At 67.3% G+C, this 26,042-nt stretch carries 23 protein-coding genes, 3 tRNA genes and 1 pseudogene; 17 read left to right on the plus strand and 10 right to left on the minus strand.

Annotation, left to right across the window (positions count from 1 at the left end; all coding sequences use genetic code 11):
• Window positions 1-45: 45 nt before the first annotated feature.
• On the minus strand, window positions 46-1,476 hold the full coding sequence (miaB, locus tag KBY77_RS02990) for a tRNA (N6-isopentenyl adenosine(37)-C2)-methylthiotransferase MiaB (RefSeq protein WP_255102123.1): 1,431 nt from the start codon (window positions 1,474-1,476) through the stop codon (window positions 46-48).
• 34 nt (window positions 1,477-1,510) lie between these two features.
• On the opposite strand from miaB, the gene KBY77_RS02995 reads away from it, so the two are divergent.
• Complete coding sequence (locus KBY77_RS02995; RefSeq protein WP_255102124.1) at window positions 1,511-2,650, plus strand: dipeptide epimerase; 1,140 nt, start codon at window positions 1,511-1,513, stop codon at window positions 2,648-2,650.
• Window positions 2,651-2,721: 71 nt separating this feature from the next.
• Window positions 2,722-3,660 (plus strand): annotated as a pseudogene (locus KBY77_RS03000) (DUF1611 domain-containing protein); the annotation flags it as partial.
• A 44-nt stretch (window positions 3,661-3,704) separates the two neighbouring features.
• Here the strand turns inward: KBY77_RS03000 and KBY77_RS03005 are convergent.
• Window positions 3,705-3,777: transfer RNA gene (locus tag KBY77_RS03005), tRNA-His, on the minus strand.
• A gap of 42 nt (window positions 3,778-3,819) precedes the next feature.
• Here KBY77_RS03005 and KBY77_RS03010 point away from each other — a divergent pair.
• The 3 genes from KBY77_RS03010 to KBY77_RS03020 are packed head-to-tail and all read left to right on the plus strand — an operon-like array spanning window position 3,820 to window position 7,093.
• On the plus strand, window positions 3,820-4,269 hold the full coding sequence (locus KBY77_RS03010) for a DUF4359 domain-containing protein (RefSeq protein WP_255102125.1): 450 nt from the start codon (window positions 3,820-3,822) through the stop codon (window positions 4,267-4,269).
• A complete protein-coding gene (locus KBY77_RS03015) occupies window positions 4,263-5,594 on the plus strand; it encodes an amidohydrolase family protein (protein ID WP_255102126.1) in 1,332 nt (443 codons plus the stop codon). Before KBY77_RS03010 ends, KBY77_RS03015 begins: the two co-directional genes overlap by 7 nt.
• Window positions 5,595-5,647: 53 nt before the next feature.
• Complete coding sequence (locus tag KBY77_RS03020; RefSeq protein WP_255102127.1) at window positions 5,648-7,093, plus strand: FAD-binding oxidoreductase; 1,446 nt, start codon at window positions 5,648-5,650, stop codon at window positions 7,091-7,093.
• A gap of 5 nt (window positions 7,094-7,098) precedes the next feature.
• Here the strand turns inward: KBY77_RS03020 and KBY77_RS03025 are convergent, their stop codons facing one another.
• The 5 genes from KBY77_RS03025 to murA all read right to left on the minus strand — a co-directional run bounded on the left by KBY77_RS03025 (window position 7,099) and on the right by murA (window position 11,759).
• Window positions 7,099-7,734, minus strand: coding sequence for a pentapeptide repeat-containing protein (locus KBY77_RS03025; RefSeq protein ID WP_255102128.1), 636 nt, complete (start codon window positions 7,732-7,734; stop codon window positions 7,099-7,101).
• 38 nt (window positions 7,735-7,772) lie between these two features.
• Window positions 7,773-9,044: a folylpolyglutamate synthase/dihydrofolate synthase family protein gene (locus KBY77_RS03030; protein ID WP_255102129.1), complete on the minus strand. Its 1,272-nt coding sequence runs from the start codon at window positions 9,042-9,044 to the stop codon at window positions 7,773-7,775.
• 31 nt (window positions 9,045-9,075) lie between these two features.
• A complete protein-coding gene (locus tag KBY77_RS03035; protein WP_255102442.1) occupies window positions 9,076-10,263 on the minus strand; it encodes an aspartate aminotransferase family protein in 1,188 nt (395 codons plus the stop codon).
• A gap of 80 nt (window positions 10,264-10,343) precedes the next feature.
• Window positions 10,344-10,425: transfer RNA gene (locus tag KBY77_RS03040), tRNA-Leu, on the minus strand.
• A gap of 32 nt (window positions 10,426-10,457) precedes the next feature.
• Window positions 10,458-11,759, minus strand: a complete 1,302-nt coding sequence (gene murA / locus KBY77_RS03045; RefSeq protein WP_255102130.1) for a UDP-N-acetylglucosamine 1-carboxyvinyltransferase — start codon at window positions 11,757-11,759, stop codon at window positions 10,458-10,460.
• A gap of 194 nt (window positions 11,760-11,953) precedes the next feature.
• On the opposite strand from murA, the gene KBY77_RS03050 reads away from it, so the two are divergent.
• The 6 genes from KBY77_RS03050 (at window position 11,954) to KBY77_RS03075 (ending at window position 16,838) form a co-directional block, all read left to right on the plus strand.
• A tRNA-Leu gene (locus KBY77_RS03050) sits at window positions 11,954-12,037 on the plus strand.
• 77 nt (window positions 12,038-12,114) lie between these two features.
• Window positions 12,115-12,363, plus strand: a complete 249-nt coding sequence (locus KBY77_RS03055; RefSeq protein ID WP_255102131.1) for a hypothetical protein — start codon at window positions 12,115-12,117, stop codon at window positions 12,361-12,363.
• Entirely contained in the window at window positions 12,338-13,210 is an 873-nt protein-coding gene (locus tag KBY77_RS03060) for an RNA methyltransferase (protein ID WP_261351793.1), read from the plus strand. Before KBY77_RS03055 ends, KBY77_RS03060 begins: the two co-directional genes overlap by 26 nt.
• On the plus strand, window positions 13,207-14,655 hold the full coding sequence (lpdA, locus tag KBY77_RS03065) for a dihydrolipoyl dehydrogenase (RefSeq protein ID WP_255102133.1): 1,449 nt from the start codon (window positions 13,207-13,209) through the stop codon (window positions 14,653-14,655). The genes KBY77_RS03060 and lpdA overlap by 4 nt, the downstream gene beginning before the upstream one ends.
• A 63-nt stretch (window positions 14,656-14,718) precedes the next feature.
• Entirely contained in the window at window positions 14,719-15,603 is an 885-nt protein-coding gene (gene trpC, locus KBY77_RS03070; RefSeq protein WP_255102134.1) for an indole-3-glycerol phosphate synthase TrpC, read from the plus strand.
• Window positions 15,604-15,701: 98 nt separating this feature from the next.
• Entirely contained in the window at window positions 15,702-16,838 is a 1,137-nt protein-coding gene (locus KBY77_RS03075; RefSeq protein WP_255102135.1) for a sialidase family protein, read from the plus strand.
• Between the two features lie 73 nt (window positions 16,839-16,911).
• Here the strand turns inward: KBY77_RS03075 and rpsD are convergent, their stop codons facing one another.
• Complete coding sequence (rpsD, locus tag KBY77_RS03080; protein ID WP_094554269.1) at window positions 16,912-17,520, minus strand: 30S ribosomal protein S4; 609 nt, start codon at window positions 17,518-17,520, stop codon at window positions 16,912-16,914.
• Window positions 17,521-17,592: 72 nt separating this feature from the next.
• Between rpsD and yidD the strand changes: the two genes are divergently transcribed.
• The 4 genes from yidD (at window position 17,593) to aqpZ (ending at window position 20,612) form a co-directional block, all read left to right on the plus strand.
• Complete coding sequence (yidD, locus tag KBY77_RS03085) at window positions 17,593-17,889, plus strand: membrane protein insertion efficiency factor YidD (RefSeq protein WP_255102136.1); 297 nt, start codon at window positions 17,593-17,595, stop codon at window positions 17,887-17,889.
• Window positions 17,886-18,191 carry a glutaredoxin family protein gene (locus tag KBY77_RS03090; protein ID WP_255102137.1) on the plus strand — a complete coding sequence of 102 codons (306 nt, stop codon included), beginning with the start codon at window positions 17,886-17,888 and terminating at the stop codon, window positions 18,189-18,191. Before yidD ends, KBY77_RS03090 begins: the two co-directional genes overlap by 4 nt.
• 51 nt (window positions 18,192-18,242) lie before the next feature.
• Complete coding sequence (locus KBY77_RS03095) at window positions 18,243-19,769, plus strand: UDP-N-acetylmuramoyl-L-alanyl-D-glutamate--2,6-diaminopimelate ligase (protein WP_255102138.1); 1,527 nt, start codon at window positions 18,243-18,245, stop codon at window positions 19,767-19,769.
• A 123-nt stretch (window positions 19,770-19,892) separates the two neighbouring features.
• Complete coding sequence (aqpZ, locus tag KBY77_RS03100; protein WP_255102139.1) at window positions 19,893-20,612, plus strand: aquaporin Z; 720 nt, start codon at window positions 19,893-19,895, stop codon at window positions 20,610-20,612.
• 116 nt (window positions 20,613-20,728) lie between these two features.
• On the opposite strand, the gene KBY77_RS03105 is transcribed toward aqpZ, so the two are convergent.
• Both KBY77_RS03105 and KBY77_RS03110 read right to left on the minus strand, forming a co-directional pair.
• The gene (locus KBY77_RS03105) at window positions 20,729-21,922 is read right to left on the minus strand and encodes an aminotransferase class V-fold PLP-dependent enzyme (protein WP_255102443.1); all 1,194 of its coding nucleotides are present in this window, start codon (window positions 21,920-21,922) and stop codon (window positions 20,729-20,731) included.
• A gap of 998 nt (window positions 21,923-22,920) precedes the next feature.
• Complete coding sequence (locus KBY77_RS03110; RefSeq protein ID WP_255093049.1) at window positions 22,921-23,079, minus strand: hypothetical protein; 159 nt, start codon at window positions 23,077-23,079, stop codon at window positions 22,921-22,923.
• Between the two features lie 201 nt (window positions 23,080-23,280).
• On the opposite strand from KBY77_RS03110, the gene KBY77_RS03115 reads away from it, so the two are divergent.
• Window positions 23,281-23,523, plus strand: a complete 243-nt coding sequence (locus KBY77_RS03115; RefSeq protein WP_255102140.1) for a hypothetical protein — start codon at window positions 23,281-23,283, stop codon at window positions 23,521-23,523.
• Between the two features lie 130 nt (window positions 23,524-23,653).
• Window positions 23,654-26,041, plus strand: a complete 2,388-nt coding sequence (locus KBY77_RS03120) for a phosphoketolase (RefSeq protein ID WP_255102141.1) — start codon at window positions 23,654-23,656, stop codon at window positions 26,039-26,041.
• Window position 26,042: the final 1 nt, after the last annotated feature.

Here is a 26,042-nt window from a genome sequence, read left to right on the forward strand (position 1 = left end):
CGGTCAGATCCGGATCGGCGCCAAACGTATCAGCGCCACCACGCCTCAGCCCACCGCAACGCCGGTGAGGGAGAAGGCGCGCACCTCCTGGATCCGCACGTTCACCAGATCCCCCGGCTGGATGGCGCCGCCCTGGGGTTCGCCGCAGTGGCTGGCGGGGGCATGGGCGGGGAAGAACGTCAGCCGATTGGTGCGCGTGCGACCCATCCACTGGCTGGGTTCACGGGGGTTGCTGCCTTCCACCAGCACCTGCTCGATCCGCCCCAGGTAACGCTCACTGCGCAGGCGGGCTGTGCGCTCCACCAGGGCGTTGATCTCCTGGAGCCGCTCCACCTTCACGGCCTCGCTCAGCTGATCGGGCCAGTCGGCGGCGGGGGTATGGGGCCTGGGCGAGTAGGCGGCGGTGTTCACCTGGTCGAAGCCGACCTCCTCGATCAACGCCAGGGTGCGCCGGTACTGGGCGTCGGTTTCGCCGGGGAAGCCCACGATCACATCGGCGCTGATCGCCGCATCGGGCATGCGACTGCGGATGCGCTCGAGGATGCGCCGGTAACGCTCCACCGTGTAGCCGCGCGCCATCGCCTTGAGCACGTCGTCATCACCGCTCTGGAAGGGGATGTGGAAGTGCTCGCACAGCTTGGGCAGCTCGGCGCAGGCCTCGATCAGGCGCTCGGTGAAGTAGCGGGGATGGCTGGTGGCGAAGCGGATCCGCTCGATTCCCTCCACGTCGTGGACGTGCTGAAGCAGGTCGGTGAGGGTGTGCTGACGGCGGCCCTCCGGGGTGATGCCGGGCAAGTCGCGGCCATAGGCATCGATGTTCTGGCCCAGCAGGGTGACCTCCTTGAATCCGCGCTCCGCCAGCCCCTCCATCTCCAGCCGGATCGCCTCGGGGCGACGGCTCTGTTCGGCGCCACGCACCGAGGGAACCACGCAATAGGTGCAGCGCTCGTTGCAGCCGTAGATCACGTTCACCCAGGCGCACACCTGGGAATCGCGGCGGGCGGTGGTGATGTCTTCGAGGATGTGGTGCTCACCGGTTGCCACCACCTGCTGACCGGTGGCCACCTGCTCCAGCAGGGTGCCCAGCCGGTTGGCGTGCTGGGGACCCATCACCAGGTCGAGCTCGGGCACCCGCCTCAGCAGCGACTCTCCCTCCTGCTGGGCCACGCAACCCGCCACCACCAGGGTGAGGTGGGGATTGGTCCGTTTGCGCTGGGCCTGACGACCCAGGTAGCTGTACACCTTCTGCTCAGCGTTGTCGCGAATCGTGCAGGTGTTGTAGAGCACCAGATCGGCGCTGTGCTCATCGCTTCCGGGCTGGTAGCCCATGCTCTCGAGGATTCCGGCCATGCGCTCGGAATCGGCTTTATTCATCTGGCAGCCGAAGGTGGTGATCCAGTAGCTGCCGCGCCGCCCGGCCAGAACCGGGGCCGATGCCGATGCTGTGGCACTCGCCGTTGTGGTGGTCACGCTCATCCCACAAGTTTCGACCATGGCCGAAACTTGTTGCATGCAGGCACGCCTTCACTGGATCACGCTTACCAAAGCGGTGCCCCTGGCGATCAGCCGGGGCACCACGGCATCGGTGCGGCGGCTGGTGGTCGAGCTGGAGCACGAGGGGCTGGTGGGGCGCGGCGAAACCGGTGGCTTCGAGACCGGCCACCGGGCCTACGCCATCGAGGCTGTCGCGGCTGAGCTGGAGGCACTGCTGCCGCGCTTCGCCTCAGCCGAGGGTCTGGCCCTCAGCGAGGACCTGCCGGCCTTTCAGGCCCTTGAGCCCTGGCTTGCCCCACTGTCGCCACCGGCCCGCTGCGCCATCGACCTGGCCCTGCACGACTGGTGGGGCCAGAAGCTGGGCCAGCCCCTCTGGCGCCTCTGGGGCCTGGATCGGGCCGCCTGCAGTCCCACCAGCGTCACCCTCGGCCTTGGCGAATTGGAGCGGGTGCTGGCCAGGTTGGATCTGTGGCAGGAGCGCCTGGGCTGCTGGCCCCGGCGGGTGAAACTCAAACTGGGCAGTCCTGATGGCCCAGACCACGACCGTGCCCTGGTGTCGGCGGTGGGGCGGCGGTTGCAGGAGCAGGCCGGCCGCGGGGAGGCCGCCGGCACGGTCAGTGAGCTGCAGGTGGATGCCAATGGCGGCTGGGACCTGGCCACAGCTCAGCAGTTGATCCCCTGGCTGGCGGAGCAGGGGGTGGTGCTGGTGGAGCAGCCGCTGCCCGCCCAGCTCGACCCCGACGCCGATGCAGCCAGCTTCGAGGCCCTTGATCTGAGCTGCCCGATTCCCCTGGTGGCCGATGAGAGCTGCTGGAACCTGGCCGACCTGCTGCGCCTTGCCCCCCACGTGGATGCGGTCAACATCAAGCTGCTCAAGAGCGGCGGCCTGACTGAGGCCCTGCTGATGGCCCAGACCGCCCGGAGCCTCGGTCTTGATCTGATGCTGGGCTGCTACTCCGACAGCGCCCTGCTCAATGGAGCTGCCTCCCAGCTGCTGCCGCTGGTGCGCTGGCCCGACCTCGACAGCCACCTGAACCTGGTCGACGACCCCTTCGAGGGCCCCGAACTCCAGGGCGACAGGCTGTTGCCTTCCGGCCGTCCCGGCCTGGGGGTGATCGAGCTGTCCGGCCCCGCTGCTGCGCCTGCCCCGTGCTGAGCGCCGATGCGCCAGTGGTGCTGCTGCTCCACGGCGGCCTCGACAACCTTTCAGGCAAGACGGGCCTGGCGATGTTGCGCTATCGGCACGGTCCTGTGGTGGCCGTGGTGGATCCGGCCCATGCAGGCGCCAAGCTGGAGGCCATCACCGGCATCCCCCGGTCGGTGCCCATCGTGGCCGACCTCAACGCCGCGCTGGCTTTCCGGCCGGAGGTGGCGGTGGTGGGGCTGGCCCCATCCGGCGGGCAGCTGCCACCGGAGCTGAAGGCTGATCTGGCGGCTGCCCTGCGGGCCGGGCTCCATCTGGCCAGCGGTCTGCACACCCCCCTGGCCTCCGATCCGGAGCTGGCTGCCCTGCGGGGGCCAGGGCAGTGGATCTGGGACCTGCGTCAGGAGCCCCCTGGCCTGCAGGTGGCCGCGGCCCGTGCGGCAGCGCTGCTCGGCGAGCGGCTGCTGGCGGTGGGCACCGACATGGCCGTGGGCAAGATGAGCGCTTGCCTTGAGCTCACCGCGGCCGCCCGCAGGGCCGGGCTGGATGGTCGGTTCGTCGGCACCGGCCAGGCCGGCATCCTGATCAGCGGCAGGGGTGTCCCCCTGGATGCGGTCCGGGTCGACTACGCCGCCGGTGCGGTGGAGCGGGCCCTGCTGGAGGCGGCCTCAGATCCAGCCTGCACCGAGGCGAGCATGCTGTTCGTGGAAGGTCAGGGCTCCCTCTGTCATCCCGGCTCAACCGCCACCCTCCCCCTGATCCGCGGCAGCCAGCCCACGGCACTGCTGCTGGTCCATCGGGCTGGCCAGTGCCATGTGAACAAGCATCCCCAGGTGGCGGTGCCGCCCCTGGCAGAGCTGGTCGGCGTTCTGGAAGGGTTGGCGGCCCTTGGCCGGCCGAAGGGCACTCCACCGCCCCGGGTAAGGGCCGTGGCCCTGAACACCGCTGGATTGGCGGAGGACAGCGCCGCCAGGGCCTGTGGAGAGATCAGCGACTCCCTGGGCCTCCCCTGCGCCGATCCGGTGAGAAATAAGCCAGCAGCCGATCGACTACTGGCTTCAATCAGGGCGAGCGAGGGGATTCGAACCCCCGGATGGCGGCACCACAAGCCGCTGCCTTAACCACTTGGCGACGCCCGCCGTGGTCTTTGCCAATGTATCAAGCAGCCTTGCACCCTCGCCTTGCGGCCCGCCTCCTCAGTTCGCCTTGCCCGCTGGTGCACCGCTCTGGCCGTGGCGGGAGGGGTCAGCGGGGTTGCCCTGGTCTTCACCAATCCCGGGCTGGATGAGTTCGAGAGCTTCGCGGGTGACCAGCTGGCTGAACTGGCGGTGGAGGAGGTCTGCGTCAATCGCCTGCCTATGCCCCTCAAACTGGCGATCCAGAACTGTCCTGAGTTGATTCGCAGTCAGCACAAGGTGCTTGGTGACCTGGCCCGGCGCAGCACCCGGCGGCAGAACTTCGGACTGTTCAGCCTCTACCGCACCCAGATCGGAGGCCCTTCGGTGTTGCCGTTTCTCGAGCTCCCTATCTATCGCGTGCTCACGCTGGCGGCCGCCGGGCGCTTCAAGATCCTGAGCACCTCCAGCGACAACGACCCTGAGAGCGCCCCATCTGATCGTGGGCCGTGGTGAGCGCGGCCGAGTCGCTGCCGCCACTGCTGCTGCCGCGTGCCCTGATCGATCCCCAGCGGCTTGATCTGCCCCCGGCAGATGCGGGTGGTCTGGTGGCCGTGCGTCTGATCCACCAGCATGGGCGGATCACGGCGATCGAGACCCATCTACGCGCTGATGGGGAGCAGTTGCCGCTGGCACTGACCCCCCTGGTGGAGCCCCATGCCCACCTCGACAAGGCCTTCAGCTGGGAGCGGCATCCGAACCCGGCGGGCACGATGCAAGGGGCTCTGGCGGCCAACCTGGCCGAGCACCAGGAACGCAACCTCAAGCAGGTCTTGGAGCGGGGTGAGCGAGCCCTGGAGCGGGCCTGGCGCTACGGCCTGAGAGCCGTGCGCAGCCACATCGACAGCCTCGGTCCCGGCGCCGAGCCGGGATGGGAGGGATTGCTGCAGCTGCAACGTCGCTGGGCGCCACGGCTGGCGCTGCAGCTGGTGGCTCTGGTGCCGGTGCGGCACTGGGGCACGGCCGCGGGAGGCGCCCTGGCCCGCTGGCTCGTCAGCCGCGGTCCGCGGGGATCGGTGCTGCTGGGGGGTGTGCTGGGCGCCCCCCAGGCCCCCAGCAGTGCCGATGGGGAAGGGCTGCTGGCCCTGCTCCAGCTGGCGGACAGCCTGGGGGCTCCGGTGGATCTGCACGTCGATGAAAGCGGCGAGGGGGGCGGGGCGGGAGTGGCTCTGGTGGCCAGGCTGGTGCGGCGGCACCGCATCGGCGTGCCGGTCACCTGCAGTCACAGCTGCTCGATGTCGCAGTTGAGGGCTCCGCGCCTGCGCCGGCTCGCAGACGCCATGGCGGACGCGGGCCTTTCGGTGGTGGCCCTGCCCCCCACCAACCTCTGGCTGCTGGGGCATCACGCTGAAGACACCCCGGCCACCCGGCCCCTGGCCCCGATCCGCCAGCTGCAGCGCGCCGGCGTCACGGTGGCGGTGGGGGGCGACAACGTTCAGGACCCCTGGCATCCGGGCGGGGATTTCGACCCGCTGGAGCTGTTGCGCTTCTGCCTGCCGGCGGCCCATCTGGCCCCCTGGCAACGGCAGGGGCTGGCCCCGTTCACCACATCTGCCTCCCGATTGATGGGTCTGGAGTGGGACGGGGTGCTGCGCCCCGGGGCACCCGCTGATCTGGTGGTGATCGCCGCCGGCAGCTGGAGTGAGCTGCTGGCCCGTTCTCCCCAGCGGCGGGTGCTGCGCGCTGGCCAGTGGCTGCCAGCTCCGGCGCCGTCGGAGCTGGCAGCACAGCTGGAGATGATGGCTGGAGGCCATGGCCGTGGCTGTGCCCGGCGGGGCTGAGTAGACCGGATGGAGGTGAGGTCCCCTGCCTGCCGTTCGCCGCTTCGGTCGCTTTGCCCCTCGATCCAGTCACCAGGCAACCTGCCCTGGCCATTGCCACCCAGCTGCCAGACGATCTCCCTGCGCCGCCCACGCAAGCCCAGCTCGAGGCTCTGGTGGCCGAGCTGAGTTCCGCGGCCGCCGCCTCTGCCACCTCTGCCGGGGAAGCCGGCAAGGGGCTGGTGCTGATTCGCTCCGGGTCTGAGCTGGAGCGGCTCTCCCGGGATTTTTTCAGCTACTCCCCGGTGCTGACGCCCCTGCTGCAGGACAGGCTGGCCCAACTGGTGGTCAAGGCCAGCAGCACCGAGCAGGTGCAACTGGTGGCAGGAGCCTGCGCCCGTCATCGTGTGCCGATCACGCTGCGGGGAAGCGGCACCGGCAACTACGGCCAGTGCGTCCCCCTGGCCGGGGGGGTGGTGCTCGACCTCAGCGGCCTCAAGCGGGTGCGGCAGCTGGATTCCCTCAGTGGGGTGCTGACCGCGGAGGCGGGCTGCCTGCTGGCCGACCTGGAGCAGCAGCTCGCCCCCCATGGGCGGGAGTTGCGCCTCACCCCCAGCACCCGCCGCAGCGCCAGCCTGGGAGGGTTCATCGCCGGAGGTTCAGGCGGCATCGGCTCGGTGCGCTGGGGTTTCCTGCGCGACCCCGGCAATCTGCTGGGCCTGGAGGTGGTCACGGTGGAGCCGGAGCCCAGGTTGCTGCAGCTCGATGCCAGTGCCAGTGCCCCCCTCAACCATGCCTACGGCAGCAACGGAATTCTCACGGCGGTGACCGTGGCCACGGCCCCGGCGGTGCCCTGGCAGCAGCTGGTGATCGACTTCAGCAGCTGGACGGCGGCGGTTGCGGCGATCCGCGCCCTGCCCGCCACGGCCCTGCTCCTGAACGGCCTCTGCCTGCTGGAAGCGGCGGTGGCGAGGAATCTGCCCTGCCCGGAGGGCCATGGCCATCGCCTGCTGCTGCTGGCTGCACCCGACGCCCTGCCGGCCCTGGAGCCCCTGCTTCGGGCGATGGGCGGGCGGCTGGTCTGGCAGGCGCCTGAGCGGGGATGCCGCGGAGTGCCCCTGCGGGAACTCTGCTGGAACCACACCACCCTGCACATGCGGGCCCATGACCCCGGCTGGACCTACCTGCAGATGCTCCTCCCCCAACCGGAGGCCCCGGCGCTCGAAGCCCTCAAGCAAAACTGGGGGGATGATCTGCTCTGGCATCTTGAAGCCGTCCGCCAGCAGGGCTGCCAGCGGCTTGCAGCCCTGCCTCTGGTGCGCTGGCGCGGCCCCGAGGCGCTGCTGGAGTTGATGGAGCAGGCGCGGCAGCTGGGGGCCTTGCTGTTCAACCCCCACGTGTTCACGGTGGAGGACGGGGGTCTGGGGGTGATCGACGCCGACCAGGTGGCGGCCAAGCACACCTATGACCCGGCGGGTCTGCTCAACCCCGGCAAGTTGCGGGGCTGGAGCGAACGCTGAATGGTCTAAGGACAGTCGAGGCTCAGGCGGGTGCTGACTCCCGTGGTGGGATTGGTGCCCTGGGCCCGGCGGCAGAGGATCCGCTGATCTGAGCGATCAAGCAGGGCATCGCTGAAGTCAGCGTCATCGATCACGGCATCGCTGAAGCTGCTGCCGGCGGCTATCACGCCCCGCAGCAGGGCTCCGCTCAGGTCGGTGCCGCTGAAGTCAGCCCGATCCATGAGGGCATCGGAGAGATCGGCACCGCTGAAGTCTGAGCGCAGAAAGGAGGCCTGGGTGAGGATCGCCCCGTGAAGATCCGCGCCACTGAAATCGGCATCCCGGGCCGTCACCCCTGCAAAGGAGCTGTTGGCAAGCTGCTGTCCGCTGAAATCCTTGCCGTCCTGATTGGTGAGGGTGTAATCGACCCGGTCCTGAACCAGGGCGAGATCCTGCACTCCCCCTCCCGCGCTCGACTCGAGGGCGAAGGCGGCAGAGATCCAGGAGCCGCCCAGCAGTGAGGTCGCCAGCAGGGCCAGCGCCACAAGAGTCAGAGCCCCAGGCCAGCCGCGTTGGTGGCGTCGGTGCTGGATTTGTTGGTGGTGCTGGTCGTGCTGGTCGTGTATCCCCCGGGGCTGAATCAGGCGCGTGGCAGGGGTCATGACGCTGCTGCGGGATGCTCTCTCCACTCTCTCCCGGATCACCCCGATTCCTGGAGGCTGCCTGAACGGATCAGGGCACCGATCAGGTAAAGCGATCCCGCAACGACCACCGTCCGTCCGCCGGCATTGGCTGTGGCGTTGCCAAGGGCCTCAGTCAGAGAGGCGCTCGCCTCCAGGCGTCCGCTCAGCTCGGGTGCCGCTGCCAGCAGCGCCTCCAGGCTCCAGCAGGGATGCTCAGGCACCGGGACCAGCCAGGCCCGATCGGATGGGGCCAGCAGGGCCCGGACCATCGCTGGCGCCGGCTTGTTGGCCAGCACCCCCAGCACCCAGCAGCGTCGGTGCCCGGCGGCCTCGGCCTGATCCAGTTCCCGCCGCAGGGCCTGGGTTGCCGGCAGGTTGTGAGCCCCATCCAGCAGCAGGGGGTGCCCCTGCCAGAGCACCGCTTGCAGCCGCGCCGGCCAGCGGGCGTTCTCAAACCCCTCAACGATCGCCTGATCTGGGATCCTCCAGCCCCGCTGGCGCAGGCCCCGCACCAGGCCGAGAGCCACAGCTGCGTTGTGGCGCTGGACCAGGCCGGGCAGGCCACTGCGCCAGCGCAGTTGGCCTGCCACCAGATCCCCTTCGTTCGTGCTGAGCGGGTCGACCCAGAGCAAGGTGCTGCCGCTTTCAACGGCGCGCCGGCGCAGCACGTAAGCGGCCTCTGGCTCCTGGGGGCCGCTCACTGCCAGGCTGCCTGGGCTAAGGATCCCCGCCTTCTCCGCGGCGATGGCCGCGATGGTGGAGCCGAGCACCTCCGCATGGTCCATGCCGATCGCGGCGAATCCCAGCACCTGGCGCTCGGGATGGACTGTGGTGGCATCCAGCCTTCCCCCCAGGCCCACTTCCAGCACCACCAGATCGAGCCCGGCGTCGGCGAAGGCCTGGAAGGCCGCCACGGTCACCAGCTCGAAGGGGGTGAGATCGTGGCGGCGGGCCAGGGGCTGCAGATCGCTCAGCAGCCTGCGCAGCTCTGGGGCAGCGATCGGTTGGTCACCCAACCGGATCCGCTCGCACCAGCTAACCAGGTGAGGAGAGGTGTAAAGCCCGGCGCACAGGCCACTGGCCAGCAGGGCCGAGTGCACCAAGGTGCAGATTGATCCCTTGCCGTTGGTGCCCGCCACCTGCACCGCCGCGAAGCGGCGCTCGGGATGGCCCAGTTCCGCCAGGGCGCTGCGCATGCGCTCCAGGCCCAGATCAACGCCATGGCGGCTGAACGGCTCGATCAGGTCGGCGAATGAATCGATGGCTCCCAAAGGATCGATAGCTGGCACCGGATCGATGGCTGGTCCAGGCGGCCTGAGCTCAGATGTTCTGGCTGAGTGCCAGCAGGGAGTGCTCCAGCAGCGCCACGGCCTGGCGAAGCTGGCGGGGCTTGATCACCAGGGGCGGCACCAGCCGCACCACCCTTGGACCAGCGGGCACCACCAGCAAGCCCTTCTCGATCGCCGACAGCACGATCTGGGGGGCGGTCGGTGCTTCCGGGCGCAACACCAGGCCCTGGAGCAGGCCCCAGCCGCGCACCCCCTCCAGGAGCTGGGGGTGGCGGCTCACCAGCTCAGCCAGCAACTGCTGCAGCAGCTCGCCCATCCGCTGCACGTGGGGCACCAGCAGTCGCCGCTCCAGCTCCTGGGCCACGGTGAGGGCGGCACGGCAGGCGAGGGGGTTGCCCCCGAAGGTGCTGGCGTGGTCGCCGGGACGGAAGTGATCGAAGGCCTGCTTCACGGCCAGGGCGCCGATCGGGAAGCCCCCGCCCAGTCCCTTGGCCGTGGTGAAGGCATCAGGCTCGACGCCCAGCTTTTCGTAGCCCCAGAGGCAACCGCTGCGGCCCATGCCGATCTGCACCTCATCGAAGATCAGCAGGATGCGGTGCTGGTCACAGAGCTGGCGCACCCGCTGGAAGAAGGCCGGATCACCGGGGTTGACGCCCCCTTCTCCCTGCAGGGGCTCCAGCATCACGGCCGCCACGCGGGGACCGTCGGCTTCGCTGCGGCTCAGCAGCGCTTCAAAGGCGGAGGTGTCGTTGTAGGGGAAAAAGTGAAACCCCTCCACCATCGGCTCGAAGCCCTGGTGGTACTTGGGCTGGCCGGTGGCGCTCACGGTGGCGAGGGTGCGGCCATGAAAACTGGCCTGGGCCGTGAGGATCAGCGGGCGCTCGATTCCGCGGACCTGATGGCCGTGCTTACGGGCCAGCTTGATGGCGGCTTCGTTGGCTTCGGCGCCGGAATTGCAGAAGAAGACGCGATCTGCGCAGCTGCGCCCCACGATCCAGCGGGCCAGTTCCTCCTGCTCGGGGATTCGGTAGAGGTTGGAGACGTGCTGAAGTCGGCCCAGTTGTTTGCTGAGGGCCCGGCGCATCACCCCATCGCTGTGGCCGAGCGTGCAAGTGGCAATCCCGGCCACACAGTCGAGGTAACGGCGCCCCTGCCGGTCGCGCACCCACACCCCCCGGCCTTTGACAAGCTCCAGGGGCAGGCGGGCGTAGGTGTCCATCACCGCTGAAAGCGGGGTGTGGGACACAGTCAGCGGACTCTGCGACTCGTGTGCCGGCTGGCTGGCCCGAGGCAGGGTGATGGGAGCGGTGGGACTTGAACCCACATGCCCGAGGGCGCTCGATTTTGAGTCGAGTCCGTCTACCAATTCCGGCACGCTCCCGCGGGAGTCAGCTTACTTGGGCAGGAAGAGGCTCAAGGCTCCAGGCGCCGGATCGAGGCGCCGACCGCGTTGAGTTTGCCTTCGAAATCGGCGTAGCCCCGATCGAGGAACTCCAGGCCCTGAACGGTGGTGATGCCATCGGCGGCCAGGCCGGCCAGCACCATGGCGGCCGAGGCGCGCAGGTCGGTGCCCTGCACGGGAGCGCCGCTGAGGCGGGCCACCCCTTCCACCAGGGCGGTGTTGCCCTGCATGCGGATGTCGGCGCCCATGCGCTGCAGCTCAGCCACGTGCTGGAGGCGGTTCTCGAAGATGTTCTCCACCACCATGCTGGTGCCCTGGGCGGTGGCGAGCACGCTCATGAACGGGGCCTGCAGATCGGTGGGAAAGCCGGGAAAGGGTTGGGTGCGCAGGTCCACGGCCTGGATGTGCGTGGCGCGCAGGGTCATGCCTTCGCCGTCGGGAATCAGCTCGCAGCCCGCATCAACCAGCTTGGTGAGCACGGCACCGAGATGTTCGGGAACCACCGGGGTGACGCGCAGGGCAGAGCGAGTGATGGCGGCGGCCAGCAGGAAGGTGCCGGCTTCGATGCGATCGGGGATCACGGCGTAATCAGCGCCGTGCATCCGCTCGACCCCATCGATGACGATCGTGGGGGTGCCGGCACCCCGGACTCGTCCGCCCATGGCGTTGAGCAGACCGGCCAGATCCACCACCTCAGGTTCGAGGGCGGCGTTCTCGATCACCGTTTCGCCATCGGCCAGGGCAGCCGCCATCATCAGTGTTTCGGTGGCGCCGACGCTGGGGCATTCGAGGTGGATGCGTCCACCGGTAAGCCTTTGGCTGCGGCCCGGCACTGCGGCCGAGACCACCCCATGCTCGATGCTCACCTGGGCACCCAGGGTCTTGAGGCCCTTGACATGCTCGATCACCGGCCTGGAGCCGATCTTGCAGCCGCCTGGAAGGGGCACCTTGGCCATGCCCAGCCGGGCCAGCAGGGGGCCGATGCAGAAGAAGCTCGCCCGCAGGCTGTTCACCAGCTCGTAGGGGGGAGTCGATTGGCTCAGGTGGCTGGCGTCGAGCTCAACCCAGTCTGGGCCCCGTCTGACGCGCACACCCAGCGCGGTGAGGATCTCGCCCATGCCGGCGATGTCGGTCAGGGGGGGGACGTTGGTCAGCCGCAGGGTGTCGCGGCTGAGCAGGCAGGCCGCCATCAGCACCAGGGCGGAGTTCTTGGCTCCGCTGACCCGAACTTCACCGGACAACCGTCGTCCACCCGTGATCTCCAACTGAGGGGCAACAATGGAGATGGGTGTCGGTACGACGGTCAGTGTCATGGCGCTCGGTCCGACTTTTGGTCCCAGAATCTTGACAACCAAGACGGCGACCGTCTAGGTGTCCGCCCGAGGAACTGTCATGGTTGGTAGCAACTCTGGCTGATCACGACAAGACGCCTCCGGCTCAGGGCCTGGAGCAGGAAGGGCGGCCCTCCGTGATTTAAGATCTTCTGGTCGCCTTGGCGGCACTGCCAGCGGATGTGGCGGAATTGGTAGACGCGCTAGTTTCAGGTACTAGTGGCAGCAATGTCGTGGGAGTTCAAGTCTCCCCATCCGCACTTTCCCCCCAGTTCAGCCCACGCTTCCCTCTCCCCTTGCCGGGGCCAGTGTTTCCAGCCGTGGTGTCGCATCACCCATGATTGTTATCAAGATCACTAATTCTTCTGAGGTGGTAGCCAAGAAGATCGGCAAATTTCTGGAAAGTCTCACCCCCGATGGCATGGATGAATCCACCATCGAAGACATTGTGGTGAGTCGGTTGGTGGACAACCTCAGAAGCGAGGGCATCGAAGGTGAGGTGGCTTCGATCCGCGGCATCGATCTGGAGGAGGCCGGAATCCTGATCCAGGCCCCCATGCATGTGCGCCGCCGTCAGTCGTTCTGAGGCCAGCGAAGGGACCGCTGCTGTGACCCGGACAGCTGAGCTGATCACCAGCCGCCGTAACCCACTCGTGGGTCGCTGTCGCGCCCTTCATCAGCCCCGCGGCCGCCGGGATCAGGGCCTGCTGCTGCTGGAGGGTACCCATCTGTTGGAGGAGGCCCTGCGCCTGGACCTGCCACCCCGGCAGGTGCTGGCCACTCCTGGCTGGATCGAGCGTCACCGCTCGCTTCTGGAGGCCCACCCCCGGCTGGCCTCCGTGCTGCAACCGGTCGCTGAGCCGGTGCTGGAGGCGATGGCCACCACCGCCCATCCCGATGGGGTGCTGCTGACGCTGCCGTGGCCGGAGCTGCCGCCCTCCCCCCGTGTCGAGTTCGTGCTGGCGCTCGATCGCCTTCAGGACCCCGGCAACCTCGGCACCCTGATGCGCACTGCCCTGGCGGCCGGGGTGGAGGAGATCTGGCTGGCGGAGGGCGCTGATCCCTTTCAGCCGAAGGTGCTGCGCGCTTCGGCCGGCGCGGCCCTGGCCATGCCCTGCCGCCGGTTCGAGCGGTTGCTGCCGCGTCTGGAGTCCGCCCGCATGGGCGGCGCCCAGGTGGTGGCCTCGGTGGTTGCCGGCGGGCTGCCCTACTGGCAGCTCGATTGGACCCGTCCCACGGTGCTTCTGCTCGGCAATGAGGGAGCGGGCCTCGCTCCAGACCTGCTGGCGGTCAGCAACCACCGGGTCACCATTCCCCACAGTGCGGCGGTGGAATCCCTGAATGTGGCGGTGGCCGCCGCACCGCTGTTGTTGGAGCGCTGGCGTCAGCTGACGGGGGAGAATGCGGGGCAACAACCGCAGCAGCCCAGGTGAGCGACGCCAGCGCAGCCAGCTTTGACTTCGATCTGATCGTGATCGGTGCCGGTTATGGCGGCTTTGACGCCGCCAAGCACGCCGCCGACCATGGCCTGCGCACCGCGATCGTGGAGTCGCGCGACATGGGCGGCACCTGCGTGAACCGGGGCTGTGTGCCCTCCAAGGCCCTGCTGGCCGCCAGCGGCCGGGTGCGGGAACTGGCGGACGCCGAGCACCTGCGCGGCTTCGGCATCCATGCGGCTCCGGTGCGCTTCGAGCGCCAGAAGATCGCCGACCACGCCAACCAGCTGGTGGCCACGATCCGCACCAACCTCACCAAGACACTGGAGCGGGCCGGTGCCACGATTTTGCGTGGCAAGGGACGGTTGGAGGGATCCCAGCGTGTGGCGGTGCGAGAAGCCAGCGGCATCGAGCGGGTGTATTCCGCCCGTGACGTGATCATCGCCACCGGTTCCGACCCCTTCGTCCCCCCCGGCATCGAAACCGACGGGCGCACCGTCTTCACCAGCGATGAAGCCATCAGCCTGCAATGGCTGCCGCGCTGGATCGCGATCATCGGCAGCGGCTACATCGGTCTGGAGTTCGCCGACGTCTACACCGCCCTGGGCTGTGAGGTCACGATGATCGAGGCCCTCGATCGGGTGATGCCCACCTTCGATCCCGACATCGCCAAGATCGCCGCCCGTAACTTGATCGATGGCCGCGATATCGACGCCCGCTCAGGCGTGCTCGCCAAGTCGGTCACACCTGGATCGCCGGTGAGGATCGAGCTGGTGGAGATGGCGAGCCGCGAGCCGGTGGAGATCCTGGAGGTGGATGCGGTACTGGTGGCCACCGGCCGCGTGCCCGTGAGCAAGGACCTCAACCTGGCCAGCGTCGGTGTGACCACCAACCGCGGCTTCATCCCGGTGGATGAGGCGATGCGCGTGCTGGTGGATGGCAACCCAGTGCCCCATCTCTGGGCCGTCGGCGATGTGACCGGCAAGATGATGCTGGCCCACACCGCCGCCGCCCAGGGGGGCGTGGCCGTGGACAACATCCTGGGCCACCAGCGCCTGATCGATTACCGCTCGATTCCGGCGGCCACCTTCACCCATCCTGAGATCAGCTCCGTGGGCCTGAGTGAAGCCGACGCCAAGGAGCTCGCTGCCGCCGATGGCTTTGAGCTCGGGCTGGTGCGCAGCTATTTCAAGGCCAATTCCAAGGCGCTGGCGGAGCTCGAAAGCGATGGTCTGATGAAACTGCTGTTCAACCGCTCCAGCGGTGAAGTGCTCGGAGCCCATATCTACGGACTCCATGCCGCCGACCTGATTCAGGAGATCGCCAATGCCGTGGCCCGCCGCCAGAGCGTGCGCGAGCTGGCCCATGAGGTGCACACCCACCCCACCCTGAGTGAAGTGGTCGAGGTGGCCTACAAGCAGGCGGCCGCGACCCTGGTCTGATCAACCCGGTCTGACGGCCCGCCGCTCCTACGATCGCTGCAATGCGCCCACTGCCGCCAGTCCTTGGAGATCCGTCGTCGCCCGCCCAATCCGCCCGTGCGGGTGGCCCACCTGCAATTCGGCATTCCCCATGAGGAGGCGGCCCCGCGCCACATCCTCGAGGAGATTCTCTGGGAGAAGGATCGTGAGCTGACCGCCTCGCGCGATCGCGTGCCCCTCGAGAAGCTCAAGCAGCAGGTGGCCGATCTCCCCTCCTGCCGCGACTTCGTGGCGGCCCTGCGCTCCAGTTGCCGCAAGCCGGCCGTGATCGCCGAGGTCAAGAAGGCAAGCCCGAGCAAGGGGGTCATCCGCGAAGACTTCGATCCCGTGGCCATCGCCCGGGCCTACCAGGCCGGCGGGGCGAGCTGCCTTTCGGTGCTCACCGACAAGGCCTTCTTCCAGGGGGGCTTCGAGGTGCTGGTTGAGGTGCGCCAGGCGGTGGAGCTGCCCCTGCTTTGCAAGGACTTCATCCTCACCCCCTACCAGCTGTATCAGGCCCGCGCCGCCGGGGCCGATGCCGCCCTGCTGATCGCCGCCATCCTCACCGACCAGGACCTCTCCTATCTGCTGAAGGTGGCCCATGCCCTGGGCCTGGCGGTGCTGCTGGAGGTGCACGACGGCGCTGAGATGGAGCGGGCGCTGGCGCTTGAGGGGGTGAAGATGGTCGGCATCAACAACCGCGATCTCACCAGCTTCCACACCGACCTGGCCACCACCGAGGAGTTGATGGCCCGCTACGGGGAGCGTCTGCGCCAGAAGGGCGCCCTGCTGGTGAGCGAGTCGGGGCTGGGCAGCCGGGATGATCTCGATCGGGTGATGGGCGCCGGTGCCGATGCTGTGCTGGTGGGCGAGGCTCTGATGCGCCAGGCCGATGTGACAGCTGCCCTGGAGGCCCTGATCGGGATCTGAGGCCTATGTCAGCGCGGCGCGACACTTCCGCCGGTAGCGGCGGGATTCTGTCCAGGAGGGTTCTGCTGCGCAGGCTTGGTGGCCTGACGGTCGGGTCGATGCTGGCGTTTTCCCCCCGGCTCGGGGCCCAGCCCCGGTCCACCGGCACATCCATGGGGGACGCCGGCATCCGTTTTGCCATGGCGGCCGGTGAGGAGGGCCGTTTTCTGGCCTGGCCGGCCAACAACGGCTGCTGGTCATGGGACGGTGGCCGCGAAGTCCTGGTGGGCTACAACGAGGTGCCCTGGGTTGAGAAGGAGGGGCACCGCATCGGCAGCCCCCAGATCAACCGGCTGGCCCGGTCTCGCGATGGAGGCCTGAGCTGGGCGTCGGAAACGCCGACCCCGTTCGTGGGCCGAGCCGGCGGCCCGCAACAGCTGGAAGCCCCGATCCGTTTCGATGATCAGGATCTGGCGCTGCGGATGGTGGCGGGAGACTCCGGCTCAGGCGAGGAGCGGCTGGGCGGCTTTTTCGTGTCCTCGGATCGTGGCCTGTCCTGGCGCGGGCCGTTCCCTTTCAAGGGCCTCGAGAGCGAGCCCGCGCTCAAGGGGCTGGTGCTCACCTCCCGCACCTGCTACCGGATCACCGGCGAACGCTCGGCCCAGGTCTTGCTCTCCGCCCAGGATCCACGGCTGGGCCGCCATGCCAGCCGTCTCGACAAGACCTTCGTGGCCAGTACCGAGGACGGTGGTCGCCGGTTCAGCTTTGTCGCCTGGGTGGTTCCCTGGAGCGATCCCTACCGCGCCGTGATGCCGTCACTGGTGTCTCTGGGTGGCGGCGCGCTGATCACTGTGCTGCGACGCAAGGATCCACGCGCCGGCGAGGACAAGCCCAACTGGATCGAGGCTTACTCCTCCGAGGATGCCGGCAGCAGCTGGTCGTCGCTCGGCCGTGTCGCACAGACGGGAATCCACAACGGCAATCCCGGCGCACTGGTGCGGCTGCGCGACGGACGCCTGGCCTGCGCCTATGCGAACCGTAGCCAGCAGCAGCTGCTGCTGCGCCTCAGCGGCGATCTTGGCCGCACCTGGGGACCCGAGGTGGTGATCCGCGCCAACCCCTTCAGCTACGACATGGGTTATCCCCAGATGGTCGAGAATCACCGGGGGGAGCTGCTGGTGCTCTACTACCTGGCCACCGATCTGAGGCCGCACTCCTACATCGAGGCAGCGTTGGTGCCAATCACCGGAACATAAAGCGGGCCAGGAACAGGGCCATGAAAAAGCCCCCGGCACATAGCCAGGGGCCGGATTCAGACGCGGGGTGAACTCAGACCTTGCGGCTGTAGAACTCAACAACCAGCAGTTCGTTGATCTCCAGGGCGACCCATTCGCGCTCGATCCGCCCGTTGACCTTGGCGGTGAACTTGTTCTTGTCGAGTTCGAGGTTGGGGGGGATGTTGGCCAGGCCTGGGAACTCCAGGTTGCCTTCAGCCAGCTGGCGACTGGCCTTGCGTTCGCGCACGACGATCACGTCGCCGGCACGGCACTGGTAGCTGGGCACATCGACAACACGGCCGTTCACGGTGATGTGGCCGTGGTTCACCAGCTGGCGGGCACCTGGCACCGTGGGGCCGAAGCCGAGGCGGAAGCAGATGTTGTCGAGGCGGTTCTCCAGCAGCTTCAGCAGGTTGGTTCCGGTGGAACCCTCCTGGGCGCGCGCTTTCTTCACGTAGCGCACGAGCTGGCGCTCGGAGATGCCGTAGTTGAAGCGAAGCTTCTGCTTTTCTTCGAGGCGGATGGCGTATTCGGAGCGCTTGCGACGGGCTTGGCCGTGCTGACCGGGGGGATAAGCCCGCTTGGCGGACTTACGGGTGAGACCGGGAAGGTCTCCCAAGCGCCGCGTCACCCTCAGGCGAGGACCGCGGTAGCGAGACATGCAGACAGAAACAGAGGACGGGGTTCTGGAACGAAGCGCAGGCCAGCCCGTGGGCCGGACCTGCCGGGGAGCATGCTGGAGGCGTCCTCCAGGCTTCCGGTCGTGCAACGCCAGTTGTCGATCTTATCCGTTGGCATCGCAGGCCTCAGCCAGGCGCTGCAGTTTGCCCTGATCGCCCTGATCACTGGCTACCGCCGCTGGCTCTCGCCCCTGCTGGGTCCCCGCTGCCGGTTCATTCCCAGCTGCAGCGCCTATGGCCTTGAGGCGATCCAGCGCCATGGCCCCTGGCGGGGTGGCTGGCTCACCCTGAGGCGTCTGCTGCGCTGCCATCCCTTCACCCCCTGTGGTTGCGATCCGGTGCCCGAGTGAACCTGCCCGTGCCCCCCTGGCCGGCTCTGCTGCTCTACAGCCGAGACGGCTGCTGCCTGTGCGATGGCTTGGAAGAACGCCTGAGAGCCCTGGAGCCACCTCCGCCACTGGAGGTGGTGAATGTGGATCACGATCCCCAGCTCCAGGCCCGCTACGGCCTGGAGGTGCCACTGCTGGCGGTGGTGCGGCAGGGGCGGCCTGAGCTCCTGCCGAGGGTGGGGCCGCGGCTGGCGGGCGATGGCCTGCAGCGCTGGCTGCGGAAGTGTCTGGTGGAGCTGCCTGGCATGCCCCCCCGCGCCTAAAACAGCCCAACTCCAACCGCGCCGGCCCCCGTCCCTGGGGACGACCTCCTGATGCCCCAGCTGCTCCATTCCCTCCTTCAGGACTGTGCTGTGGCGATTCCTGCCCAGCTGCCTGATGCCGTTGTCACCGGCTTGAGCTGTGATTCCCGCAGCGTCGCGGCCGGCACGCTGTTCATCGGTCTGCCGGGGGGGCAGGTGGATGGGGGCAGCTTCTGGCCAGCAGCGCTGAAGCAGGGAGCAGTGGCGGCGTTGATCGGGCCGGCGGCGGCGGCCCAGTGCCCCCCGGGCCCAACCGATCCTGTGCTGGTTCTGCAGGAGCCGGTGGCGGAATGGGCCGGCCGGCTGGCGGCTTCGTTCTGGCACGACCCCAGCCGGCGGCTGGTACTGATCGGTGTCACCGGCACCAACGGCAAGACCACCACCACCTACTTGATCGAGCACCTCAGTGCCGGCTGCGGCCAGGCGACGGCCCTGTTCGGCACCTTGATCAACCGCTGGCCGGGTCACAGCGTCACGGCGTCGCACACCACAGCCTTCGCCGATGTGCTGCAGGGCCAGCTGGCCAGTGCTGTGGAGGCCGGTGCCCAGCTGGCTGCCATGGAGGTGAGCTCCCACGCCCTCGACCAGCTCCGGGTGGCCGGCTGCCATTTCGCCGGTGCAGTGTTCACCAACCTCACCCAGGACCACCTCGACTACCACCCCTCGATGCAGGCCTACTTCGAGGCGAAGGCGCGTCTGTTCTCGCCGGAGCGCCTGGATGGCACGGCGGTGGTCAATATCGATGACCCCTGGGGCGCGCGGCTGGCCGAGCGGCTCTCGGGGCCGCTTGGGGAGGGTCTCTGGCGCAGTTCCCTTGCTGCGCCTGGTGCTGGAGTGCGCCCTGAGGATCTGGCCGAGCTACGGCTTGAAGACCTGGTCTTCGCGGCCGATGGGGTGAGCGGCAGCCTGATCACGCCCCTGGGGCGCGGGACATTCCGCTCCCCCCTGGTGGGCCGCTTCAACCTGATGAACCTGCTTCAGGCGGTAGGGGTGCTGCAGCAGCAGGGATTGCCTCTGGATCAGCTGCTGGAGGCGATCCCCAGTTTCCGGGGCGTGCCCGGACGGATGGAGCGGGTGGTGCTCCCAGAGGCCGCTGAGCTGCCAGCGGTGCTGGTCGACTACGCCCACACTCCCGATGGTCTGGAGAATGCCCTGGCGGCCTGCCGGCCTTTCGCCCAGGGCGAGCTGGTCTGTGTGTTCGGCTGCGGCGGCGACCGCGACCGGGGCAAGCGCCCCCAGATGGCCGCGATCGCCGCGCGGCTGGCCGACCGGGTGGTGGTGACCTCCGACAACCCCCGCACCGAGGATCCCCAGCGCATCCTTGACGACGTGGTGGCGGGCATTCCGGCCGGTACCGAGCTGCTGGTGGAGGTGGATCGGGCCGCGGCGATCGAGGCGGCCATCGCTGCAGCTGGCCCGGCCGATCTGGTGCTGATCGCGGGCAAGGGCCATGAGGATTACCAGATCCTGGGCACCACCAAGATCCACTTCGACGACCGGGAAGAGGCGGAAAAGGCCCTGCGCTCCAGGCTGGGCTGAGGGGAGGGAAGTGAAGAGCAGCACCTGGAAGTGGCCGCTCAGGGATCCCACCAGGCGTCCTGCCCCGTACCTTGGCCAGGTTTCAGCTCTTCGTTCCGCCTTCCTATGGCTTCGCCTGTGCCCATGTCGAGGAAGTTCCTCGCCGAACTGATCGGCACCTTCTGGCTCGTTCTGGGTGGTTGCGGCAGTGCCGTTCTGGCCGCCAACTTCCCCTATGACAATGCCGCTGCCAACCCCCTGGGTCTGGGCTTTCTCGGGGTTTCCCTCGCCTTCGGTCTCACCCTGCTGACGATGGTGTATGCCATCGGACATATCTCCGGCTGTCACATCAATCCGGCGGTGAGCTTCGGGCTCTGGGCCGGTGGACGCTTCAAGGGTGGAGAACTCCTCCCCTACATCGTGGCCCAGGTGATCGGCGGCGTGATCGCCGGAGGGGTGATCAAGCTGGTGGCCAGCGGCCGCCCCGGCTTCGTGATCGAGGGGGCCAATGCCCTGGCCACCAACGGCTTCGGTGCCAACTCCCCCGGTGGCTATGGCTTCTGGGCTGCTCTGGTGATCGAGGTGGTGCTCACCTTCTTCTTCCTGCTGGTGATCCTCGGTGCCACCGACAAGCTCGCCCCAGGCGGCTTCGCCGGTGTACCCATCGGCCTGGCGCTCACCCTGATCCACCTGATCAGCATCCCCGTCACCAACACCTCGGTGAACCCTGCGCGCAGCACCGGTGTGGCGCTGTGGGTGGGCGGCGACGCCATGGGCCAGCTTTGGCTGTTCTGGTTGGCGCCGATCGTCGGGGCCCTGATCGCCGGATGGGTGTACACCAACTTGCTCAGCGACGAGGCCTGAATCCCTGCCGACCCGGCACTCCGCTGGGCCTGGCATTTACCACGGTCACGCCTGAGCAATCCAATCAGGAGCTATCCAATCAACATTCAGGGGCTTCGGCCCCTTTTTTTGTTCAATCACGGTTGTGGGATCAGCTCTGCAAGCGCGGTAACCAGCTGATCCAGCTCGGCGTCGGTGGTGGTGATGTGGGTGCAGGCGCGCACGCAGTGGGGGTCGTCGAGGCTGCGCAGCCAGATGCGCCGTGCCCCCAGGCTCTGCACCAGCGCCTCCGGCGTGGGCCCATTCACCGTAAAGCTCACCAGTCCCGCCGGTGGCGGCACGTCCAGAAGGGGGTGCACCCCCGGCAGCTGGCCAAGCTCCTGCCAGAGCCGGTTGCTGCGCTCCTGGATCAGCTCCAGCCGTTGCGGCGCCGGCGCCACCGCCTCCAGCAGCTCCAGGGACCGTGTCAGGCCCGCCAGCAGCGGAGCGCAGGAGGTGGCCACTTCGAAGCGCCGGGCATCGAGGTGCCAGGCACTGCTGGCGTCGCTGCCCCCGGCAATGTTTTCGTTGGCGAGGCTGCGCCAGCCGCCCATTGTGGGCTGCGACTCGTTGAGCAGGCGTTCCGAGAGCGCCACACCGCCCAGCCCCTCGGGGCCACAGCACCACTTGTGGCCAGTGAAGGCGTAGATGTCAGCCACGGATGCCGCACCAGCGCCGAAGGCTTCAGCCCCGAGCTCGGCCAGCGGCAAGCTGCCCACCGACTGGGCCGCATCCACCAGCAGCCAGGGCCGACGCGGGTGCTCCCCCAGCCGCTGGGCCACAGCCGCAATCGGCATCAACTGACCGGTGTTCCAGAGCAGGTGGGAGAGCACCACCAGGCGTGTGGTTGGTGTGAGGCTGTTCTCCAGGGCCTCCAGCACGGAGGCATTGCTGCTGGTCAGCTCGCCCCGCAGGGCCTTCACCGGCAGGGTGGAGATCGTCAGCTTTTCGCGGCGGGCGAGCTCACGGCAGGCGGCCACAACGCCCGGATGCTCACAATCGCTGATCAGCAGCTCATCGCCCGCCTGCCAGGGCAAGCCCCACAGGGGCAGCACACAGCCACTGGTGACGTTCTCGGTGAGGGCCAGGCGCTCGGGCGGCACCCCGCAGAGCGCGGCCAGCGCACCCCGCAGCCCCCCTGTCGCCTGCTCCAGCCAGGGCCAGATGTCAGAGGTGAAGGGCCCCAGCTCCTGGATCCGCTCCCAGCTGGCGGTGATCGCCTGCAGCGAGGGCGTGGGCAGCGGCCCCTGGCCTCCGTAGTTGAAGTAAGTCTTGTTGGCCAGGGCGGGCATCAGCTCTCGCAGCTGCGCTGGGCCGAAGGCCTGCCGGGCTGGATTGTGGTCGCTCGTCACAGGTCGGAGGTGATGGGCTGAAAGCATCGCAGCCGGAACAGGACGCCTGATCAGTCAGCTCACGGCCAGGGGTCCCATCTGGCTGATCAACTGCCGAAGCAGAAGTTCTTCGTTGATGTCGTTGCGCCAGTCGCTCTGGGCATCGTCCACGCCCGCATTGTCTCGCCGCAGTGAAAACAATGACGTCCTTGAGTGTGAGGGTCCTGAACGGCTGAGTGTGGATCAAGCACCCTGAACGAAGCAGAGGCAGAGGGGTCTTGTTCTCAGAGCTAAGGAGACCCAAGGACTTCGCCGAGAGAAGGCAGAGCCTGGGAAGGGTTCTGAGGTGGAAAGAGCTGCAACTCCGGCATTGATTCCTGTAGTTCCTCCGTGCTTTCTGGAGGCAAAGTTAATGAGCAGGAGTCATTTAAGAATGGGGCTCCTCCCTCAATCTGTTGACCGAAGCTGAGATCCATCGAGCCAAGCAGAAAGATGCTGACCATGAGACTGAACAGCAAGTTCAGACATCGAGCTCTCGGGAGCCGCATGATCAACCTGCGGAGATCCTCCACCATAGGGGAGTAGTCCCTGGCGCAGGCCGCCTGCCTGGCTGAACAGATTCTGCGCGAATGAACTGTTTCTGGGTCGGTGGACTGCTGCGACTCTCACGCTTGCCTCTGTGGTCGGCTCATGGGCCTAAAATGGCCACTCCAGATTGCAGATTCGTTATTGCAGATTCGTCAGGAGCGGATGGAAACGGGTTGCAGCGATTGCCACGATGTTTTCCATCGACGGGTCTGGGGCTGACTGATTCCTCACGGAGCGGCTCAAGCAATTCGACACCAACGGCGATGGCCTCAGCAGGCCGCGAGGATGGTTTGCCCCATCCCACTGTGAAGCCCGCCCGGAGTTCCGAGAGGGCTATTGAATGCTTGGTGCTTTGACGAAATCTGTGCCTGTCAGAGCACCTGGCCCACCATCACCGCTGCTACGGCGGAGAAGAGGGTGATGCCGAGGGCGGTGAGGGGATTCTGTCCCTGGGCCACGGCGAAGCTGGTGACGACACCAGCCCCAAGGCAGGCGACGACGATCTGGGTGGCGGTTGAGGGACGATCCACAGGACAGGGCACAACTGATGAGCAACGTAGGGAGCCCTTTCGAAGGCACCAGCGGGGATCAGGGGTTTCGTTACCGGGGGTTGGGCTTCGTAACAGGGCGAAATCGTCCGGGCGCCGCGGGATCAACCAGGTTCGCTGACGGATGGTGGCGTTCTCGGGGGTGTTGGGCATGCTTGCCATGGTGAGACCCGCCGAGGGCCCATGGAGATCAACCATCCCGACCGCCAACCCCTCACTTCCGAGGAGCAGGCGCTGTTGCAGGAATTTCGCCAGAAACTGAACGAACGGGTGCTCAGCGTCGGCCTCACCAGCGACGATGTCCGCCACATCGTTGAAGGCCTGCGCCTTCATCCCAATGCCAGTCTGGAGGTGATCCAGGCAGTGCTTGAAGAGGCCCGTGCCCTTGTCCCGGGTCGGCGCCTGCTCACCTTCGACTGGGAATGAGATCAACCCTGGGCCAGGCTTTGGCCTGTCGTCGCTGAGCTGACTCGCTGCTGTCAGGGTCAATACACCTCACGTTGGCAAAGCCGAAGGCTCGTGTGAGCCTGCACTGAACAGGTGATGGGCATCAGGCATGGGTATGGATCACGAGCAGGAGCTCCAGCTCCTTGATGCCTGGTGGCGTGCCGCCAACTATCTGGCGGTGGGGATGATCTATCTGCGGGAGAACCCCCTGCTGGCCGAGCCGCTCCGGCCTGAGCACATCAAGACCCGTCTGCTGGGGCACTGGGGATCAAGCCCTGGCCAGGCGTTCATCTGGGCCCATGCCAACCGGGTGATCCGCCACCACGATCTGGAGATGATCTACCTGTCGGGGCCTGGGCATGGAGCCCCCGGCGTGCTTGGCCCCACCTACCTCGATGGCAGCTACAGCGAAGTCTATCCCGACAAGTCGCAGGATGCTGGAGGGATGAAGCGGTTCTTCAAGCAGTTCTCGTTCCCGGGCCACATCGGCTCCCACTGCACCCCCGAAACTCCGGGTTCGATCCATGAGGGCGGTGAACTCGGCTACGTGCTCTCCCATGCCTGCGGCGCCGTTTTCGACAACCCCGATCTGATCGCTCTGGCATGCGTGGGGGATGGCGAAGCCGAGACCGGCCCGCTGGCCACCTCCTGGCACATCAACAAGTTCCTCAACCCGATCAGCGACGGCGCCGTGCTGCCGGTGCTGCACCTCAACGGCTACAAGATCGCCAACCCCACCCTCTTGGCTCGCATCCCCAGGGAGGAGCTGGTGAACCTGATGCGTGGCTATGGCTGGGATCCGATCCTTGTGGAAGGGAGCGAGCCGGCGGAGATGCACCGCGCCATGGCCGCCGCCATGGACCAGGCCATCGCCACCATCCAGCGGGTGCGTCAGGAGTGCCGCCAGAGCGGCGAGGCCGTACGGCCTGCCTGGCCGATGATCGTGCTGCGCTCCCCCAAGGGTTGGACAGGTCCCAAGGAGCTCAACGGCAAGAAGCTGGAGAACTTCTGGCGTGCCCACCAGGTGCCCCTGCCGGCACCGAACAAGGATCCCCAGCAACTGACCCTGCTCCAGGACTGGCTGCGCAGCTACCGTCCCGAGGAGCTCTTCGACGCCGAGGGCACCCTCAGGCCCGAGCTGCAGGCCCTCTCCCCGACGGGCGCGCGGCGGATGGGCTCAAGCCCTCACGCCAATGGCGGCCGGTTGCGCCGCAGCCTGCGGCTGGCACCGATCGAGGACCATGCCGTGCACGTCGAGCGGCCAGGCCAGAGTGAGCACGAGAACACCGCACCCCTGGGGGCCCTGCTGCGCGACACCATCGTGCGCAACCCCGACTCCCTGCGGGTGTTCGGCCCTGATGAAACCGCCTCCAACCGGCTGCAGGCCATTTATGAGGTCAGCAAGAAGGTCTGGATGGAGGAGTTCCTGCCCGAAGACCTCAATGGCAGTGAACTGGCCCGGGACGGCCGGGTGGTGGAGATGCTCTCCGAGCACACCCTGGTCGGAATGATGGAGGGCTACCTGCTCACCGGGCGCTACGGCTTCTTCCACACCTATGAGGCCTTTGCTCATGTGATCGCCTCGATGTTCAACCAGCACGCCAAGTGGTTGGAATCCTGCATCCACCACGCCCCCTGGCGGGCACCCATCGGCCCCTGGAATTGCCTGATCTCCTCCACCGTCTGGCGCCAGGATCACAACGGCTTCACCCACCAGGACCCTGGCTTCATCGACCTGGCCGGTAACAAGAGCGGTGAGGTGGTGCGGGTCTATCTGCCAGCCGACGCCAATTGCCTCCTGGCGGTGGCGGAGGAAGCGCTGGTGGAAACGAACGTCTGCAACATCATCGTTTCCGACAAGCAGAAGCATCTCCAGTACCTCACCCTCGAGGAGGCCCGCAGTCACGTGGCCAAGGGCATCGGTCTCTGGGGCTGGGCCAGCAACGACGACCAAGGAGATGAACCCGATGAACCCGATGTGGTGATGGCCTGCGCCGGCGACATCCCCACCAAGGAGGTGCTGGCGGCGGTGGAGATCCTGCGGAGGGAGATTCCCCAGCTCAAAATCCGTGTGCTCAATGTGGTGAAGCTGTTCGCCCTGACCGAGCCGAGCGAGCACCCCCATGGCCTCTCGGATCGGGATTTCGACAGCCTGTTCACCAAAAACAAACCGGTGATCTTCAACTTCCACGGCTACCCGTGGCTGATTCACCGGCTCACTTACCGCCGCACCAACCACTCCAACATCCATGTTCGCGGCTACAAGGAGAAGGGCAACATCAACACGCCGCTGGAGCTGGCGATGAACAACCAGATTGACCGCTTCAATCTGGTGATCGATGTGATCGACCGGGTGCCTGGCCTCGGCTCTCGCGCCGCCCATGTCAAGGAGCGGATGAAGGAAGCGATCCTCGGCCACCGCCGCTATGCCCACACCCACGGCATGGATTCTCCTGATGTGACCGGCTGGCGTTGGTCCTTGCCCAGCCCGCACTAGG

This window comes from Synechococcus sp. Cruz-7E5 (assembly GCF_024345995.1).
Classification (GTDB): domain Bacteria; phylum Cyanobacteriota; class Cyanobacteriia; order PCC-6307; family Cyanobiaceae; genus Regnicoccus_A.

Excerpts from the sequence above, each read along its gene's own strand:
- miaB (WP_255102123.1), bottom strand. The coding sequence starts at position 1,476 with ATGAGCGTGACCACCACAACGGCGAGTGCCACAGCATCGGCATCGGCC.
- KBY77_RS02995 (WP_255102124.1), top strand. The coding sequence starts at position 1,511 with ATGCAGGCACGCCTTCACTGGATCACGCTTACCAAAGCGGTGCCCCTG.
- KBY77_RS03025 (WP_255102128.1), bottom strand. The coding sequence starts at position 7,734 with ATGACCCCTGCCACGCGCCTGATTCAGCCCCGGGGGATACACGACCAG.
- KBY77_RS03035 (WP_255102442.1), bottom strand. The coding sequence starts at position 10,263 with ATGGACACCTACGCCCGCCTGCCCCTGGAGCTTGTCAAAGGCCGGGGG.
- murA (WP_255102130.1), bottom strand. The coding sequence starts at position 11,759 with ATGACACTGACCGTCGTACCGACACCCATCTCCATTGTTGCCCCTCAG.
- KBY77_RS03055 (WP_255102131.1), top strand. The coding sequence starts at position 12,115 with ATGATTGTTATCAAGATCACTAATTCTTCTGAGGTGGTAGCCAAGAAG.
- KBY77_RS03060 (WP_261351793.1), top strand. The coding sequence starts at position 12,338 with ATGTGCGCCGCCGTCAGTCGTTCTGAGGCCAGCGAAGGGACCGCTGCT.
- KBY77_RS03075 (WP_255102135.1), top strand. The coding sequence starts at position 15,702 with ATGCTGGCGTTTTCCCCCCGGCTCGGGGCCCAGCCCCGGTCCACCGGC.
- rpsD (WP_094554269.1), bottom strand. The coding sequence starts at position 17,520 with ATGTCTCGCTACCGCGGTCCTCGCCTGAGGGTGACGCGGCGCTTGGGA.
- yidD (WP_255102136.1), top strand. The coding sequence starts at position 17,593 with ATGCTGGAGGCGTCCTCCAGGCTTCCGGTCGTGCAACGCCAGTTGTCG.
- KBY77_RS03095 (WP_255102138.1), top strand. The coding sequence starts at position 18,243 with ATGCCCCAGCTGCTCCATTCCCTCCTTCAGGACTGTGCTGTGGCGATT.
- aqpZ (WP_255102139.1), top strand. The coding sequence starts at position 19,893 with ATGTCGAGGAAGTTCCTCGCCGAACTGATCGGCACCTTCTGGCTCGTT.
- KBY77_RS03105 (WP_255102443.1), bottom strand. The coding sequence starts at position 21,922 with ATGCCCGCCCTGGCCAACAAGACTTACTTCAACTACGGAGGCCAGGGG.
- KBY77_RS03115 (WP_255102140.1), top strand. The coding sequence starts at position 23,281 with ATGGAGATCAACCATCCCGACCGCCAACCCCTCACTTCCGAGGAGCAG.
- KBY77_RS03120 (WP_255102141.1), top strand. The coding sequence starts at position 23,654 with ATGGGTATGGATCACGAGCAGGAGCTCCAGCTCCTTGATGCCTGGTGG.